Source organism: Methylocella silvestris (assembly GCF_002891535.1).
Taxonomy (GTDB): Bacteria; Pseudomonadota; Alphaproteobacteria; order Rhizobiales; family Beijerinckiaceae; genus Methylocapsa; species Methylocapsa silvestris_A.
The window spans coordinates 35717-51903 of record NZ_PDZR01000025.1 but is presented as its reverse complement, the minus strand read 5'-3'; the positions used below and the strand labels follow the sequence as shown (position 1 = coordinate 51903).

Here is a 16187-nt window from a genome sequence, read left to right as displayed (position 1 = left end):
ACAAACGGCTCGAAGAACGCCCACTCCTCGTCGCTCATCATGTCCCGAATCAAAGCCGCCTCCCTGAGAAAGCAACGTTGAATCACCGAAAGCCGGGACTGGGAATCTTATTTGTCAACAGGACCTAGGTTTGGACGCGGGCGGGATGGCTGTGCCTCGCCGTCCTCATCGACTTCTTCGCTCCCGGGGTGGCCCGCTGGGCAACCAGCGACCATCTTCGCTCCCCACGCCATGGGCGAGCGCGCCACAGTTGGAGGCGCGCGATCAACCGCACCAACCATGGCGTCAGAGTCGCGCATGCACTAGCAATAAAATTGGATTAGCTCTAGACGGCCGGCCAGTTCATAAGCAGCCCTTGTCAATTCGTTGGAGCAACGTCGACCCATTCGGTGTTTCTGTTAAGCAGGGCGTCGACAAATCCAAACCGGCTGTCGCGGACTGCTGACGCTCGAAAATGATTGGAGTCCACGTATAGCGGCGCCCCCGCCTGATCCAGCGTGGGGCATATCGTAGCCGAGCAAAGATAGCTATCCGGATCAAGCGTCCGTGCGTCCGCCCGCAACGCTACCGCCTTCAGGATCGTCCGTATGTCGCCCGTCTCGGCCTCGAAGGCCACTCTATCCATGGGAGCCGCTAGCGGCAGGCCGCTTCCGAGGAAAGCGCGTTTCGCCAAATTCATCGTCAGATCGTAACTCAAACGTGGAAACGGCAGAACCACGATGACATCAATTCCCCGATCTCGCAGCGCGCGCAATCGCGCCGTCAGCTGCGAAAACACAGCTTCACTTTTTCTCTGATACCGCACGGCGTCGATCTCCAACCGGCAGCCGTCCGGACCGGTAAAGCAGATGCGGTCCGTGTCAGTCACTGAAATGCCCGGGGGCACGAAATACGCCCACGTCGAGATGAGCACGACCCTTCCGAAATGTCCCGTTTCCGCGAACTCCATGGCCTTTTCAAAGAACGCATCGCAGTGATATCCTGAAGCAAGGCGGTTCACCCCCGGCGCCGGTGGACACCCGCGGGCCGTGGCGAAGGTCACGCCCGACTCGTAATTCGCAAAGTCGCGAGCGACGAAGCGTGGGAACAACATTTCCGCGTGCGAATCGCCGATAAAGAGAGTTCCTCCCTTTGTCGTTGGACCGGCGACACATGGTCTGAGTTGCCCTGTGTGGCTAAGACCCTCGCAATTCTTCGGGAAATCCCAATCGGCCTTGGCGCTTTCATAAAGCTCAACCAAGGCTCTGCTTTCGGGATGCCGCCAGGGAAGACCCTGATCAGCGAAAACAGCGCCCGCCGCAATCGCAGTCGCTGTGATCGCGGCAAAACCCAGACGCTGACGAACTTTTCCGTCAGCCAAAAGGGCATGTCCCTGCTGGAATCCAGCAAGCGCCCGCATGCCCGCGCCGCCAAACGCCAGCGCTCCAATAAGAACAACGCCCATTGCAATGGGAGAACGTCCGAATTCAAAGTAAGCGAAGCCAACAGCGATGGGCCAATGCCAGATGTACGCCGCATAGGACCAGCGTCCGATCAAGCCGACGACGCGATTGGACGCCCAAATGGCGTCGCGGCGCTCGGCTGCAATCACGAGACAGGTTCCGATAACAGGCGCCACAGCCCAGTACGATGGCCACGGAGTTGCGCTGTCGAACATAAATAGCGAGGCAAGGACGAGAGCAAGTCCACTTGCCTCCATTATCCTTGCCTGTAGCGCGGAGCGCCGCCCAGGATTGGCATAGACATATACGAGACCGCCTGCCAGCATCTCCCAGGCGCGCGCGGGCAAGAGAAAAAAACATGCCTGACGAAAGTTGGCGGTCCCCGCGATGCAAAGCGCAAGCGACAGCAACAAACCAATAAGGAGAACATGCCGCCGCCACTTGCTCAGGCCTGAACGCTGCAAAGTCAGCAATAGAATGGGGTAAATGAGGTAAAACTGCCATTCGGCCGACAGCGACCAGGTGTGCAAAAGCCATTTCTGTTCCGATTCCAGATCGAAATAGCCTGCCTCCTTGTAAAATACGATATTGGACACAAATGAAAGCGCTGCTAGAGAATGCATTCCAATCTGGCGATAGACGCCTGGCGCAACAAGGAAATATCCGACTGCAAGCAACATGGCAACAAGGCCTGCAAGCGCCGGAACAATCCGGCGCGCCCGATCGACATAGAAACCCGTAAGAGAAAACCGTTCATCATCCAACCGACTTAAGATGATTTTTGTCATCAGATAACCGGATATGACGAAAAACACGTCGACGCCGACAAAGCCCCCAGTCATAGCCGGAACTTTGTAGTGGAAAAAAATGACTGAAATAACAGCGATTGCCCTTAGACCATTCACGTCGTTGCGAAATTTCATCCAACGCTATCCAGTTCGGGAATGGTCTCCAAAATTTACACTATCACACTTTCCTATCAAGAGCGTCTAATAATTAACGCAACGCTACAGGCAGCGCGTCCAGGCATACCTATATTCATCAAATGGCAATCTCGCTAAGTGTGAGTTCGTATCTCACCGGGGGCGCGCCGCGCGCCGGCTGAATTCAAGCTCATGCGGGAATTGCGAATTCCGAGTCGCAGGATTGGTTCTTGAGAGGCTTCGTTCACCTCTTAGACCCTACAGACAAAACAATGAAAACAATCACCGTTATGACGCCGCTGAACAACCATCCGGCGATAAAGCCCCATAGGAAATCGTAGTTCATGACGTAGGCGTCCTTAGCGCATTGCAATGGGCGTCAAGGCGGCGACATCGTTCCGAGCGTGACGTAAGACTTTCTTACCGCGAAGTTCTCCGGTCGCATAATGCCAATATCAAGGCGACGTCTTGCGCTTCGGGGGAGGACTATCAGCACGGCATCAATTGAGTCCCGCGAAAGTAAAGAAGGAGCGTCATCCGGCGAAGCTGATCTGTGACGAAGAAACCAAAAACCGCCGCAATAGTCTAGCCCGAGGTTACACTCATTCATTGGATGCGTCGCGAAGCGAAAAATATTGCCGGGTTTAGCTGCATTTACGCCTAAGCATACGCTTGGTTAAAAGACGCTCTATCGGCGCAAGTCCCTAGATAACAATAAATAAGACGATTCGAAACGGCGATCTAAACTTACGGTGCAGTTTCTCGCTAAAAATATTGCAATGCACACATTATGTGTTAATGTGTCTTATGAGATTTAACATCATTCATCAATTCTGTTCCATTTGCGCCTTTTAAGGATCATGTTGATCATGAATCATGCAAGAACAGCCTTTTTGCCTATTGCAGACTCACGATGTCAACGATTACCAGTTGGCGGCCGCATAAAACGCTATTTTGATGTATTAGTAACCGGCTTTATTGTTATCGTATTGGCGCCTGTCTTTATCCTATTATCCATTGCACTCAAATGTACAGACAAGGGGCCTCTACTCTACAAGCATCCTCGGATTGGGCGAGATGGCCGCGAATTCAACTGTTTCAAGTTCAGGACGATGGCCGTTGATTCCGAAACTAGGCTGAAACTCTTGCTTGATCGAGATCCGCACGCCCGAGCGGAATGGGCAAAAGATCGTAAGCTGAAAAACGACCCCAGGGTGACGCCCTTCAGATTGATTCTCCGAAGATTTAGCGCCGACGAACTGCCCCAGCTGATAAATGTTCTTCGAGGAGATATGAGCCTGGTCGGCCCGCGCCCCGTCGTGACCGAGGAATTGGAGCGGTACGGAGACAACGTCGCCCTGTATTTTCTATCGCGTCCCGGCATCACCGGAATATGGCAGGTCAGCGGCCGCAGCAATTGTTCCTACGAACATCGGGTTGCGCTTGACGCCCATTACGTCCGCAACTGGACGTTCGCTAATGACCTCCTGATTCTCTTGAACACAGTCGGCGCGGTAATTGGGCGAAAAGGCGCCTGTTGAGTTTGGGCTTTCCGGCCCGATCCACTCAAGCGCGGGCAGATGACACCCTGGGCACTCTTTGTGCGGCACAATCAGGGGCCAACCGGACGATCTGCAAACTGTTGACAGCCGGCTGAATAATTCAGCGCAGCATGCCGGACCGACGGTAGATGTCGCGTGAAGCGGCGATCCTGTCCGAGGCAAATCGCGTGATCAATCCTCGGAGTGCGACCCATGTGGCTTATCGCTTTCGTCCTCTTTTTGTCTTTCTTGCTGTTGCAGCACCCATTCGTCACTTATCCGCTTTCTCTCTATGGCTTGCGATTGACGCGTGGTCCCCGCTCCATTCTCAAGGCTGACGAATGCCAGACGCTGTCTGTCGACATCGTTTTTTGCGCTTACAACGAAATCAACTCCATCGGCTCTAAAATTGAGAACTGTCTTAAGCTGAAGGAGGCGGACCCGGGGCTTCAAATTCGCGCTTATTCCGATGGATCGTCCGACGGCAGCGCCGACCTGTTGGCGCAATATTCCTCAAAGATGGTGGTCACGATTTCGGACCGGCGACTTGGCAAAAGCGCGGGCATGAACACGCTGCTTGCGCAATCCTCCGCCGATATCGTCGTCTTCACCGACGCCAACACGACGATCGACGATAGAGCCATTGACTCCGTACGTCGATACTTTTCCGATGCGCAGGTCGGATGCGTCTGCGGCGATCTCCGCTACGTAAACGCGCGTGAGAGCCCAACTGCGGGTATTGGCTCCGCCTATTGGCGCTTCGAACAGCTTCTAAAGGCTCTGGAGACATCGACGGGATCGACCATGGGCAGCGACGGCGCGCTGTTCGCCATCCGGCGCAAGCTATTCACCCCAGTGCCTGTCGACATCATCGACGATATGTTCACGTCGCTCTCAATTCTTTGCGACGGATATCGGGTGGTTCAGGCGGATGATTTCATCGCCTATGAGCGTTCTGTAACGCGTAGCGGTGAGGAGTGGCGGCGAAAAGTGCGCATTGCTTGCAGGGCGTTCAACTGCCACCGCCTTCTTTGGCCGAGATTGCGCCGCACGGGCGCGCTGAACATCTACAAATATATCTCTCACAAATGGGTGCGGTGGTTGTCCGGCCTGTGGATCATCGCCGCGGGCGCATCGCTTCTCACCCTTCTCGCGCTAGCGGGCTTGTGGTGGATCGGGGCGTTCTTCATTCTGGCAGCGGCCGCGATCATCACCGCGGGCAGGTGTAACTTATTTGCCGGCGCAGCAGCGCTCAACGAAATTCTGATTTCGCTCTTCGCCGCCACATACGGAGTTTGGAAATCGCTGCGTGGCCAACGCTTTCAGACCTGGTCCGTGGCCAGCACCGCGCGGGCGGGAAATTGACCCGGCCGCCGGTTCTGGCGCCGCCGCGACCTGGCGCCCGTATCGGGAGACGCACTCGGCCGGTACCGGCCGAGAAAGGGCGCCGTCATGAATGAGGAAGGCGATTACACATCGCCACGCGCAGGCAAGCCTCCGTTTCAGCGCGTCGTTTTCGTCCTGGACAGCCTCAAGATTGGCGGCGCGCAGCGTCATACCCTTGACCTCGCCGGACTGTTGATACGGCGTGGTCACGACGTTCGGATAGTGGTCTATGCTCGGGACCTCTCCACCTTGGACATAGCTGCAGACATTACCGATCGATGCACGGTTCTTGATTTTCATCGCCTGTTTGATCCGCGCGGAATACTGAAGGTTGCATCTGAGCTACGCAGGTTCGACGCCGATATTGTGATAGCGGTCAATCAGACAGCGACCATCCTCGCTGGATTTGCGCGGATTATGGGAGTCAGAGGTCGCTTTGCCTCGATCCTGCATACAACCATCTTGATGGGAGGGTCCTGGGACGCGCGACGCTTTTGGCTATACCGACTGGCCCTATTGACGATGGATGGAGTGATCTTCGTCAGCAGCAAACAGCGCGATTATTGGCGTAGGCGTCTGCTTTTTTGCTGGCGCGCCTGGGTTGTCCGCAACGGTGTAGACGTCCGCCGCTTTAGCTCCATTGATCTTGCAACTCGCGAAAGCGCGAGGCGGCGTCTCGGCTTCAACGACAGGGATTTTGTGGTGGGCCTGTCGGCAAGTTTCCGTAAAGAAAAAAACCATAGCCAGCTCGTCGAGAGCTTAGCGGCGCTGATCACTGGCAAAATACCGGCAAAACTCCTTTTTCTGGGCGACGGCGATATGCGAACAGAGGTGGAAAACAGAGTTAACGCCATGGGGCTGGCGGATCATGTCGTTTTTGCCGGAGCCCAGTCGGATGTTCGTCCATTTCTCGCGGCGCTCGACGTCGGAGTCATATGCTCAAGCGCAGTAGAAACCTTTTCGGTGGCCGCGCTCGAGATCATGGCGATGGGCATTCCGATGGTGATGTCGAATATCGGAGGCGCCTCGGAAATCGTGCGCGACGGCGTCGATGGAGCTTTGTATCCCGCCAATGATAATTCTGGCCTGACCGAGGCGCTCATGCAGCTGACGGACAACGATCTCCGCCGCCGCGCGGGCGCCCTGGCGCGCGCCGGGATCGTGGCGCGCTATTCCGACACGAACATGCTTGAGGGCTACTGTGGCATTCTCGAGAAATTGGTCGCCGTCGGCCGCCCCTCGTGCTGGCAAACGTCCGGAGCTTCGCCTTGAAGATCCTTTACGTCACGCGAGAGCTTCCCTACGGCATGGCCGAAGCTCACATTCTCCCCGAAATAGCCAGCCATCACGCGGCCGGTTGGGATGTATGGATCGCTCAGCTGCGTCGAACCAGGCTGGCGCATGATAGGGCGTCTGAGCTTTTAAAGAAGACATTCGACGAGCCCCTTTGCTCTGCGCACATTGTGTTTTCTGCGTTGCGCGAGGCGTTGAGACGCCCGGCCAAGGTCGCCTCGCTGCTAGCGGAACTCCGACACTCCGGCACGTTCAAGAATCTTATGCAGAACATGGCGGCCTTTCCAAAGGCATTGTGGTTGGCGCGCGTCATTCGCGACAATGATTTCAATCATGTACATGTGCATTGGGCGGGCGCCCCTACAACATTGGCGGCGGTTGGAGCCATCCTGGCGGATGTGCCATACAGCATGACTTCACATCGCTACGACATCGCCCAAAAGAACATGCTTCCGTGGAAATCAGGTCATGCGCGCTTCGTACGCGTTATCGATCGGTCAGGCGCGGACGAGTTTTTTGCGGCGCTAGACCATAAGGGGCGTCGGCCCACAGTTCTTCATGTTGGCGTCGAGATCCCGAAGTCCATGGCCCCGTTGCGTCCCGGCCAGCTCGATCCACTAAGGATTATTCTTGGCGCGCGTTTTGTCGAGAAGAAGGGACATATTTATCTTTTCGAAGGCATTGCAGCCGCGGGCAAGAGCAAGGTGAATGTGGAACTTGATCTCTTCGGCGATGGTCCGCTGGAGCAGCGCTTGAGAGACTCTGTGCGTCTGCTGGGAATTTCCGACCGTATAAGGTTTCGAGGCGTCGCCTCGCACGAAGCGCTGTTGTCCGCCCTGCGGTCAGGCGCATATGACGTTGCGACACTTCCCAGCGTGACGGGGGTGGATGGCGACAAAGAGGGAATTCCTGTTTTCCTCATGGAGGCGATGGCCGCTGGCATTCCCGTTCTCACCACGCCGAATGGGGGAATATTGGAGCTTGCCGGTGATGACGGAGCCTACATCGTGCCTGAACGCGACTCGGCCTCGATCGGCGAAGCGTTGGTGAAACTCGCTAATGACGAACATCTTCGCGTCCGACTGTCGACCGGTGGGCGGGCTCGCGTCGAGGCGGATTTCGAAGTTGAACGGAACATTTCCAGGCTACGCGAGCTCATTCTCACGGCGCAATGTGCTTCTTGAAGAGCCGATCGTAAGATTGTTGAAAGAGGTTGAGCGAATGGACCAACACAAGTTTGGATCCTCACAGCTACGCGTGTCGACGGTCGGCCTGGGCTGCAGCCGGCTGGGATCGATCCTCGGCGCCTCACCGGGCGTCGCGGCGCGGCTTCTCAATCTCGCGCTTGAATCAGGCGTCACCTATTTCGACACCTCCGATCTTTATGGTCAGGGAGAAAGCGAACGGCTTCTCGGCCGGCACGTCGTCGGCCATGCTCGCGTTGTCATCGCGACCAAAGTCGGAAAGCGACACCCGTTAGGAATGCGTCTTCTCACGCCGTTCCGGCGGGTCGCGACAGGGTTGCGCGGCAGGGCCTCGGGGGTCTTGCGGCAGGCGCGAGCCAGGCCGGTTCCGACCTGCTATGAAGCGGGCTATCTTGCGATGGCGATCAATCGCGCATTGATCCGGCTGGATTGCCCTGAGATCGATGTCGTCATGCTGCACAGCCCGGACGCCGAAATTCTGCTAAACGGCGACGCGGTCGGAGTGCTCGAACAGGCCAGAACCGCTGGAAAGATACGGGTCATCGGCGCCTCGGTCGACGATCTTGCGGCGGCGGAGGCTGCGCTCGCCGATCCGCGGATCGGGGCCCTGCAGATCCCTTTGGGATTTGGAGAAAGAGACTTCCGCGCGGTTGCGGCCAAGGCCGCTCGGCAGGGCGTCGCGGTTGTTGCGCGCGAGATCTTCTGCGGCGTTCCACCCGAACGGCGCGACCCATTGGCGATGAAGGGCGCCATCTGCGCCGCCTCGGCGATACCGGGCGTCTCGGTTTCATTAGTCGGAACCATCCATGGCGATCATCTGATACAGGCAATCGAGGCGGTCTCATGTTGACGCCAATGCTTGACCTCAGCAGCCCCGGCAACGACGCTATGGATGGGTGTAGCGCGCCAGATGGCCAAACGTTTTTGACGGATGTCTGTATCATCGGAGGCGGTCCGGCCGGAATAACGCTCGCGAGCGAACTGTCGGGCGCAGGCTTTTCCGTGATCCTCGCCGAATCCGGCGGCGCCAAAACCGACGCTGCGGCTGACGCCCTCAGCGACGGTTGCGAGAGCTCGGATCAATTTGCCTCTCTGGGCCTCTATCGCCGGCGGCTGCTAGGCGGAGCAACGTGCATCTGGGGCGGGCGTTGCGTCCCCTATGATCCGATTGATTTTGAGGCGCGGGATTATGTTCCCTACTCGGGCTGGCCGTTCGGCCTGGACCAACTCGAGCCTTATTATGCCCGCGCTACAACCTACTGCGAAGCGGGCGAGCCTGAATATGATTCAGCCCGCGCATTGCCGGGCGCCGAGGCTTTCGTTGAGGGATTTAGCAGCGATATTGTGAGAACGAACTCCTATGAGCGCTTTAGCAAGCCAACCCAGTTCTGGGGCCGCTACGGCGGGGCGATCCTTGCGGCGCCCAATCTGCGCGTGATCACCTACGCGACCTGTGTTCGATTGGCGCTCGGGTCCGACGCCAAGAGCGTCGATCACGCCGAGTTCGCCACCTTCGCCGGAACGCGCTTCACGATCCAGGCCCGAACGTTCGTCGTGGCGGCGGGCGGACTGGAAACCTATAGACTGCTCGCGGCCTCCAACGACAAGCGCCCCGCGGGTCTTGGCAACTCAAGCGGCGCCCTTGGCCGATTTCTTATGAGTCATATAGAGGGCGGGGTCGCAGTGTTGCGATTGAACAATCCAGCCCAGGGGATCGAATGGGGCTTTCCGGTCTCGCGGGACGGCATCTACGGAAGACGCCGCTTTTCGATCGCTGAGCCGATCCAGAAAAAGCGTCGCCTGCTCAATTTCATCGCACGCCTTCATCATTCAAGCCCGGCAGACCCGCGTCACGGCGATCCAGTGCTCTCTACCATGTTCATGGCGAAGAGCTTCATTCTGGCCGAATACCGGCGCAAACTCACCATGGTCGAGCGCGGCGCGGCCGCCCGAATGCCAAAAGGCGCAGCGTTCTGGCTCAGTCATGTCAGAAACATCGTCGTGGGAGCGCCGGAGCTGGCTAAATTTCTCGCCGACTGGATCCGCCGCCGCCACTGGGCGGACCGCGCCATTCCCTATGTCGCGCTCCAAAATCGTCATGGCGTATATCCTCTTGATTTCAACGCGGAACAATCGCCCGATCCAGACAACCGCGTGACTCTGGGAGAGACGCGCGACCGTTTTGGGACGCCTGTCCTGAAACTCGATTGGAAGATGCACGATTGCGATGTCGAGTCGATCGCCGGCAATTTGCGAATTATTCGCGACGAGTTCGCGCAAAGCGGCGTCGCTGTCGTCGACTTTGAGGACCGGGACCTCGAGGAAGAGATTCGCGGCAATGCGACGCCAATCGGCGGTCATCATCTCGGCGTCGCCCGCATGAGCTGCGACGCGCGGCAGGGCGTCGTCGATCAAAATCTACGACTTCACGACGTCAATAACGTCTATCTTGCAAGCGGCGCGGTTTTTCCGACATCAAGCCACGCCAATCCGACATTGACAATTCTGGCTCTGACAATTCGTCTGGCCGATCATCTGAAAGAGGCGGCGCGCTCGTCGCATCAAGCCTTCGAAAGCAGTTCCGCATGATGGCCGGGCTCCTCCATGCAACAGGAAGACGAGCCTACCATCGGGGCGCCTGCCTTCACACCGGTATCGGAGCATCATGAAGCGCGCCAAAATGGACGCCCTGCAGGGTTTGCGTGGATTCGCGGCGCTTCTCGTCGTCGTCGATCACGGGATTCTCGGTCTCATCCGTCACGGTTATGCTTTGGAGAATTTACGCGCATTCGCCTACGCCTGCGGCGAGCTCGGGGTCTGCACATTTTTCGTTATCAGCGGCTTTATCATGGTGCTGACGACAAAAGGTCAATATGGCGCTGCCGGGGCGCCCTGGGCCTTTTTGCGAAAGAGGCTGCTCCGCATCATTCCTCTCTATTGGATTGCGACGCTGATCGCTTTTGTTTTTTTCGCGAACCAACAGGGAGACGCCCAATTCGTCAATCTGATAAAATCTCTGACCTTTATTCCCACGTTCAACGAGAACGGTGACGCGCGTCCAATTCTGCCGATTGGCTGGACGCTTAATTACGAAATGTTCTTTTATGTGATCTTTGCCTTGGCGCTATTTTTTGGAAAAGGGCTGGCAGCGACGATCGTCGTCGGAACAACCGCGGCGATCGCTATCGTTGGTCAATATTGGGGGCAAGACGTTCAACGCCTTTGGGGCGGCAACGGAATCGTTCCCTTCTACGTCAATGGCATACTCAAATATTTCTGCTTTGGCGCGATCCTCGGATTCTGGTTTGCCTCTTGCGAGCGCAAACCTCAGCTCGTTTCCATAGGCTGGACCCTTTTGCTGTTTGCTTTCTTCGCTGTCGTCGACCTTTCATCCGCTTGGTTCTCGCAAGCTGGCGAGCGGCCGGAGTGGATCGTCATGGCGGCGGCGATCGGATCCGTCGTGGTCGCAGTGACCGCCGACGAACGCGCCAGCGACGGTCCGGCAACCTATGTTTCACGCCTGACAGGTGACGCATCATACAGCATCTATCTGACCCATGAGTTCGTGATTGGACCTTTGGCGGTGGTGTGGATGAGCCTGTTTTCGGCGCGGGGATGGCCGATCTTCGTGGGCTTCAGCGTCGTGGTGTCGATTGCTCTCGGCGTCGCCGTCTTCCGCTATGTCGAAACGCCACTTTCAAACATCCTGGGGCGACGCCCGAAACCCTCTTTGCTCGCTCTGCGCTATGAAAGATAGACCCCTCATGGTCTCACGCAGCGGCTTCAACAAGGACGACAAGCGCATGTATGAGCTGGCTCGACAAGCCCCCGACGCCATGGCGTCGTTGCATCCGGTGCGCATCCCGGGCCTTAATGTCGAGCCCACGATTCTGGTCGGATCGGTAATGCTTTTCGCCATGTCGGCGCCCTTTGCCTTGCAGCTCGCCGGATCGGGCGAGGAAGGCGGGGGACAGGGGATTAAGCCCTACTATTTGTATCTCCGCATCCTGATGACCATAGTCTTCATCGTTTGGAGCTTCAAAGAGCCCGAAAGGCTATCGGCGGCCATAAAGGCCAATCCCTGGCCCCTGGCGCTCTGGATTTTCGCTGTTCTTTCGGCGATGTGGTCCTTCGACCCGTACATCACGCTGCGCGCCGCGATAGAGTTATTCAGCTGCGTCCTGTTTTCTTACGTGTTGACCACGCGATATGACTCCCGATCGATCGCGATCATGCTCTTGCACGCGTTGGGATTCAGTCTGATCTTCAGCATCATCTGGGTCGGCCTGTTTCCCGACATCGCCGTGCACGGCGAATTCGACATCGTTCAGGAGGGCCACGCGGGTTCCTGGCGCGGCATCTATTATCATAAAAACATGCTAGGCGGCGTCGCAGGCCTGGCGATTCCGCTGTTTCTCGGACCCGGTCGGCGGCTCATCAAGGGCAACGCCCTGCTCTTCGCTTATATCGTTTCTGCGGCAGTGTGTTTGATCCAGGCAAAGAGCAGCGGCGGCTTTTCCGTGGCCGTTGCTGGGGCGCTCGCCGTGAGCGTGACTTCCATCCAGTCCAAAAGCGCGCGCACAACAGTTCTTGTGCTTGGCGGTTTCGCGGCAATCGTTTGCGGCGTCTTTTTGGACGATATTTCCTATTTTGTCCTGGAGCTGCTCGGCAAGGATCCGACCTTCACGGGCAGAACCTATCTCTGGAGCGCCGCCATCGATTTGATCGGGCTGCATCCATTGATCGGCTACGGCTATCCGTCGATCAGCGATCCGCAAATAACCTCGATTTTTATGATTACCTACAATGCGAGCAACGCCCATGATGCCTATCTGCAATTGCTCATTGAATTGGGCTTCGCAGGGCTCGCAATCTGGTTTCTGTGTCTGTTTTGCGCAATGCGGGGCATTCTTCGTGACTTCAGCTTGGAAGAAGTCTCTCCAGAAATCACATTATTTCTTGCGATTCTTTTCGCGCTCGTCATTTCGGGTTTCGGCGAAATCGCGGCGATGTCTCTCACAACTTCGCCTCTTGGGATGATTTGGCTTGTCGTCTCGGTGGCCGCCGCTCGCCGCAACTCCTTCGGGGCGCAGCCGCAGCCGGATGAAGGCCTCCGCGCCAGCGACGCCCGGGCCTCTCGATGAGCGAGCGAGCCGGCGCCAAGTCGATCAGCTTCCAGTTGGTGGGGATGGTTCTCCAGAACTCCGCGATGCTCGTGACCGGAGTCTATGTCGCCCGATCGATTGGGGCATCCGACTACGGCACATCGGCGATCCTCAGAAGTCTGTTTCAGATCGCGGCTGTGATTGCGCCGATCGGCCTCGATCTCTCCCTCCAGAAATATGTGGGATCCCATCACGGAAGCCTCGCCGCCGCGCGCGTCGTCACCAACCGGCTCCGATTTCTTGTTTTCCTTCTGACGACTGTGGCGCTCGCGATCGTCGCCGGCGGGTTCGGCGGGTGGTTAAACGAACATGTTTACAAAATTCCCGGCCTGGATCTCCTTTTGGTGCTAACTTTTGCCGCTTTGCCCTTTCAGACGGACATCTCGATTCTGTCCGGAATTTATCGAGGCCGATTCAATCCGACGCCGCAGATCGCCGTCAGTTTCTATCTTATGCCTCTGCTGCGCCTGCTCCTGTTGCTCATTCTCCTTCATTTCGGATGGGGGTTAATGGGCGTGGTTATCGCAACAACCTGCTCGACAGTGATCAGCTTCGCTCTCTTGAATGCTCATTACATCATGCGGCAGGATCGCGGCGCGCCCGGCCTTGAATCCCGCGATCGGCCGGCTTGGGGCGATGGCTTCGCTTTGCTTGAGCCATCGCTTTGGATGGGAATTTCCATCTTCCTTTACAGCAGCATCAGGATGGTCGACATCGTTGTGCTGGGACTGTTTCAGTCGACGAAGGAAATCGGCGCGTATAGCGCCACAAGCACGATTGCCCAAATCGTCCAGTTTTTTCCGCATGCGCTGAGTCAGACCCTTGGTCCGACGATCGCCCGGCATTATGCCGATGGCGATATCGCAGCTGTACGTTCCCTGCTGAACGGCAACATCAGATTGACTTCGCTTCTCGCGGCTCCGATTTTTTCGGGGGTTGCGGTCTGGGGCGCTGGTATGGATGTCCTGTTTGGAGATTCATTCGCCTTTTCCGGCGCGGTCTCGTTCACGCTTGCTCTTGGATACTATGTGTCCGGCGTCGCCGGCGCCACCGGATTCGCGCTATCAATGACAGGTCGGCATCGGGCCGAGACTTCGATTCTTTTCTTCGGCAACATAGTGGCCGTCGTTGCATGCTTTGCGCTAATTCCGGTTTTTGGCCAGTTGGGGGCTGCGGCGGGCGTATGCCTCGCCTACCTCGGGATCAACCTCATGCGCACTCTTGCCGCAAGATCCGTGATTGGCGTCTTCGCGGGCTCCCCGAAGGACATAGCCCCGCCCATCGTCACGCTAGCGCTGGGATACATCGTCTATAATCTGGCCCAGAGCTTTGGAGGCCACAATGCAGTCACCTTCTTTTCCGCCGGGGCTTTCTACCTGTGTACGGTCGGAGGAGTCTACTGGTTTGCTTTCTTCACAGTCGATGAAAAGAGATACGTCGCCGAACGGACGGCGAGATTGATCCCTGCGAAGCTTCTTCGGTTGTCGTGGTGATGGGCGGCAGGCCGGGCCGAGGCAAGGGCTCAAGTGGCTAGTATGGGCCATTTCGTGGCGACGCAGATGGCGTTTTTCCGCGCGCGCCTGTCCGTCGCCCGCCCGCGGACAGGCATGTGGTATTCGTTGCAAAGGTAATCATTCATGTTCAAAATCATTCTGGAGGATCTTCGGACGCATCGGGAGGGGATTCTCGCGCAGGGTTTTTGGGCGGTTTTGGTCTATCGACTCGCCCATGCCCGTCGGGGATGCAAAATGCCGGTCCTGGCGTTTTGCTGGAAAATCCTGAATCTCTGTCTGCAGAAGATGGTCGAGGTCGCGACGGGCATCACTTTGCCGGAATACGCGACCATCGGCCGTCGCCTGAATATCGAGCATTTCGGCGGCATCATCATTCACGGCGCTACAGTGATCGGCGACGATTGCGTTTTGCGCCAAGGGGTCACCCTCGGGAATAAGCGGAACGATCAACCACTGGACGCGCCAATTCTCGGCGATCGCGTGGAGGTTGGCGCCGGCGCGAAGATATTGGGCCGGGTTCGAATCGGAAACGACGCGCTTATAGGAGCCAACGCCGTGGTGCTCTGCGACGTTCCAGCTGGTGCGACGGCGGTCGGCGTTCCCGCGCGCATCGTGGAGCGCGCCGCGGCCCCGGTTCTAGCGGACCTAGAAGAAATGCGGGACGCGCGGTTTTGACTAAGCCAACCGTCTCCATTGTCATCCCCTCTTACAATCGATTGCATTCCATTGCGTCGACGCTTCGGATGTTGGCGCATCAGACTTTCAAGGATTGGGAGGTCGTGGTCGTCGACGACGGCTCGGCTATTGATCCTTCCTCGGCCTTTCCGACGCTCGCCCCGCACTGCCGGCTAATTCGTCTTGACCGGAATCAGGGCCCTTCGGCCGCGAGAAATGCCGGCGTCCGTGCATCAAGAGGCCGGTTCGTCGCGTTTCTCGACTCGGATGACGAATGGCTGCCGGAGAAGCTGGAGCTGCAACTCGCCGCAGTTCTTGCGTCGGCTGACCCGGATAGCGTGCTTTGCTATACTCAAACGAAAGTTGTCGAGAGCGAGAGCGCGTTCTCTATCCAGCCAAGTCGGGGCATTGCGGCCGGCGAGAACCCTGCGGACTATCTTTTTCTGGAACAAGGCTTCGCTCAAACGAGTTCGTTCTTCGTATCGCGGAAACTCGCATTGGCGATCGGCTTTGACGAACAGCTCCGCCAATATGAGGACTATCTGTTTTTCATCTCCGCGCGACTCCACATCGTGGGCTACATTTTTCTGCAAGCTCCGTTGTCGGTCTGGAATAACGACTCCCGGTCCGACAGATTGAGCTGCGGATCAGGCAAATCCATTGCAAATGCCACATTATTGGCGTCTCGCGCCGGCGCGGGATTTGGGCGCAAAGCCTATCTCCGCTTTTTGATGACTCATCTGGGCGTCGATCTCGTTCGACGAGATCCGAAGTTTGGGCTGGCGCTCGCAGCGGAAGCTATTTGGGCGCGAGCCGTCACGCCGCGGTATGTGATGAGGCAGATACTGCGAGCGATTTTGCCCGACGACGTCTATTCGCGTTTGCGCGGGGACAGGAAAGTAAAAGGGCAAATGAATTGAAGCTATCGATCCCATTTTACGCGAGTCGTGGCGCCCGAACAAGCCCGCACTTCCAGCACTCCGCGTTTGCAATAGGTGTTGTATGATCAAATCAATTTTCTTGCTCACGGCGACAGCGCTCGC

At 57.2% G+C, this 16187-nt stretch carries 12 protein-coding genes; 11 read left to right on the top strand and 1 reads right to left on the bottom strand.

Annotated elements, in window-relative coordinates; genetic code table 11:
• Positions 1 to 358 precede the first annotated feature (358 nt).
• A complete protein-coding gene (locus CR492_RS17255; protein WP_102844972.1) occupies positions 359 to 2365 on the bottom strand; it encodes an acyltransferase family protein in 2007 nt (668 codons plus the stop codon).
• Positions 2366 to 3234: 869 nt separating this feature from the next.
• Here CR492_RS17255 and CR492_RS17250 point away from each other — a divergent pair.
• The 11 genes from CR492_RS17250 to CR492_RS17200 all read left to right on the top strand — a co-directional run bounded on the left by CR492_RS17250 (position 3235) and on the right by CR492_RS17200 (position 16064).
• Entirely contained in the window at positions 3235 to 3906 is a 672-nt protein-coding gene (locus CR492_RS17250; RefSeq protein WP_102844979.1) for a sugar transferase, read from the top strand.
• Between the two features lie 213 nt (positions 3907 to 4119).
• Positions 4120 to 5271, top strand: a complete 1152-nt coding sequence (locus CR492_RS17245) for a glycosyltransferase (protein ID WP_102844971.1) — start codon at positions 4120 to 4122, stop codon at positions 5269 to 5271.
• Positions 5272 to 5358: 87 nt separating this feature from the next.
• The gene (locus CR492_RS17240) at positions 5359 to 6564 is read left to right on the top strand and encodes a glycosyltransferase (RefSeq protein WP_102844970.1); all 1206 of its coding nucleotides are present in this window, start codon (positions 5359 to 5361) and stop codon (positions 6562 to 6564) included.
• On the top strand, positions 6561 to 7769 hold the full coding sequence (locus tag CR492_RS17235; RefSeq protein WP_146030311.1) for a glycosyltransferase family 4 protein: 1209 nt from the start codon (positions 6561 to 6563) through the stop codon (positions 7767 to 7769). The genes CR492_RS17240 and CR492_RS17235 overlap by 4 nt, the downstream gene beginning before the upstream one ends.
• Before the next feature lie 37 nt (positions 7770 to 7806).
• Positions 7807 to 8640, top strand: a complete 834-nt coding sequence (locus tag CR492_RS17230) for an aldo/keto reductase (RefSeq protein WP_180982593.1) — start codon at positions 7807 to 7809, stop codon at positions 8638 to 8640.
• A complete protein-coding gene (locus CR492_RS17225; protein WP_102844967.1) occupies positions 8634 to 10379 on the top strand; it encodes an FAD-dependent oxidoreductase in 1746 nt (581 codons plus the stop codon). Before CR492_RS17230 ends, CR492_RS17225 begins: the two co-directional genes overlap by 7 nt.
• 76 nt (positions 10380 to 10455) lie before the next feature.
• The gene (locus CR492_RS17220; RefSeq protein ID WP_102844966.1) at positions 10456 to 11547 is read left to right on the top strand and encodes an acyltransferase family protein; all 1092 of its coding nucleotides are present in this window, start codon (positions 10456 to 10458) and stop codon (positions 11545 to 11547) included.
• A 7-nt stretch (positions 11548 to 11554) separates the two neighbouring features.
• Positions 11555 to 12934, top strand: a complete 1380-nt coding sequence (locus tag CR492_RS17215; RefSeq protein ID WP_180982592.1) for an O-antigen ligase family protein — start codon at positions 11555 to 11557, stop codon at positions 12932 to 12934.
• On the top strand, positions 12931 to 14448 hold the full coding sequence (locus tag CR492_RS17210; protein ID WP_102844964.1) for an oligosaccharide flippase family protein: 1518 nt from the start codon (positions 12931 to 12933) through the stop codon (positions 14446 to 14448). The genes CR492_RS17215 and CR492_RS17210 overlap by 4 nt, the downstream gene beginning before the upstream one ends.
• 216 nt (positions 14449 to 14664) lie before the next feature.
• Positions 14665 to 15144, top strand: coding sequence for a serine O-acetyltransferase (locus CR492_RS17205; protein WP_245412142.1), 480 nt, complete (start codon positions 14665 to 14667; stop codon positions 15142 to 15144).
• On the top strand, positions 15141 to 16064 hold the full coding sequence (locus CR492_RS17200; RefSeq protein WP_180982591.1) for a glycosyltransferase family 2 protein: 924 nt from the start codon (positions 15141 to 15143) through the stop codon (positions 16062 to 16064). Before CR492_RS17205 ends, CR492_RS17200 begins: the two co-directional genes overlap by 4 nt.
• Positions 16065 to 16187: the final 123 nt, after the last annotated feature.

What these genes read in the sequence shown, in the direction of transcription:
- CR492_RS17255 (WP_102844972.1), bottom strand. Translation starts at nt 2,365, where the DNA reads ATGAAATTTCGCAACGACGTGAATGGTCTAAGGGCAATCGCTGTTATT.
- CR492_RS17250 (WP_102844979.1), top strand. Translation starts at nt 3,235, where the DNA reads ATGAATCATGCAAGAACAGCCTTTTTGCCTATTGCAGACTCACGATGT.
- CR492_RS17245 (WP_102844971.1), top strand. Translation starts at nt 4,120, where the DNA reads ATGTGGCTTATCGCTTTCGTCCTCTTTTTGTCTTTCTTGCTGTTGCAG.
- CR492_RS17240 (WP_102844970.1), top strand. Translation starts at nt 5,359, where the DNA reads ATGAATGAGGAAGGCGATTACACATCGCCACGCGCAGGCAAGCCTCCG.
- CR492_RS17230 (WP_180982593.1), top strand. Translation starts at nt 7,807, where the DNA reads ATGGACCAACACAAGTTTGGATCCTCACAGCTACGCGTGTCGACGGTC.
- CR492_RS17225 (WP_102844967.1), top strand. Translation starts at nt 8,634, where the DNA reads ATGTTGACGCCAATGCTTGACCTCAGCAGCCCCGGCAACGACGCTATG.
- CR492_RS17220 (WP_102844966.1), top strand. Translation starts at nt 10,456, where the DNA reads ATGAAGCGCGCCAAAATGGACGCCCTGCAGGGTTTGCGTGGATTCGCG.
- CR492_RS17215 (WP_180982592.1), top strand. Translation starts at nt 11,555, where the DNA reads ATGGTCTCACGCAGCGGCTTCAACAAGGACGACAAGCGCATGTATGAG.
- CR492_RS17210 (WP_102844964.1), top strand. Translation starts at nt 12,931, where the DNA reads ATGAGCGAGCGAGCCGGCGCCAAGTCGATCAGCTTCCAGTTGGTGGGG.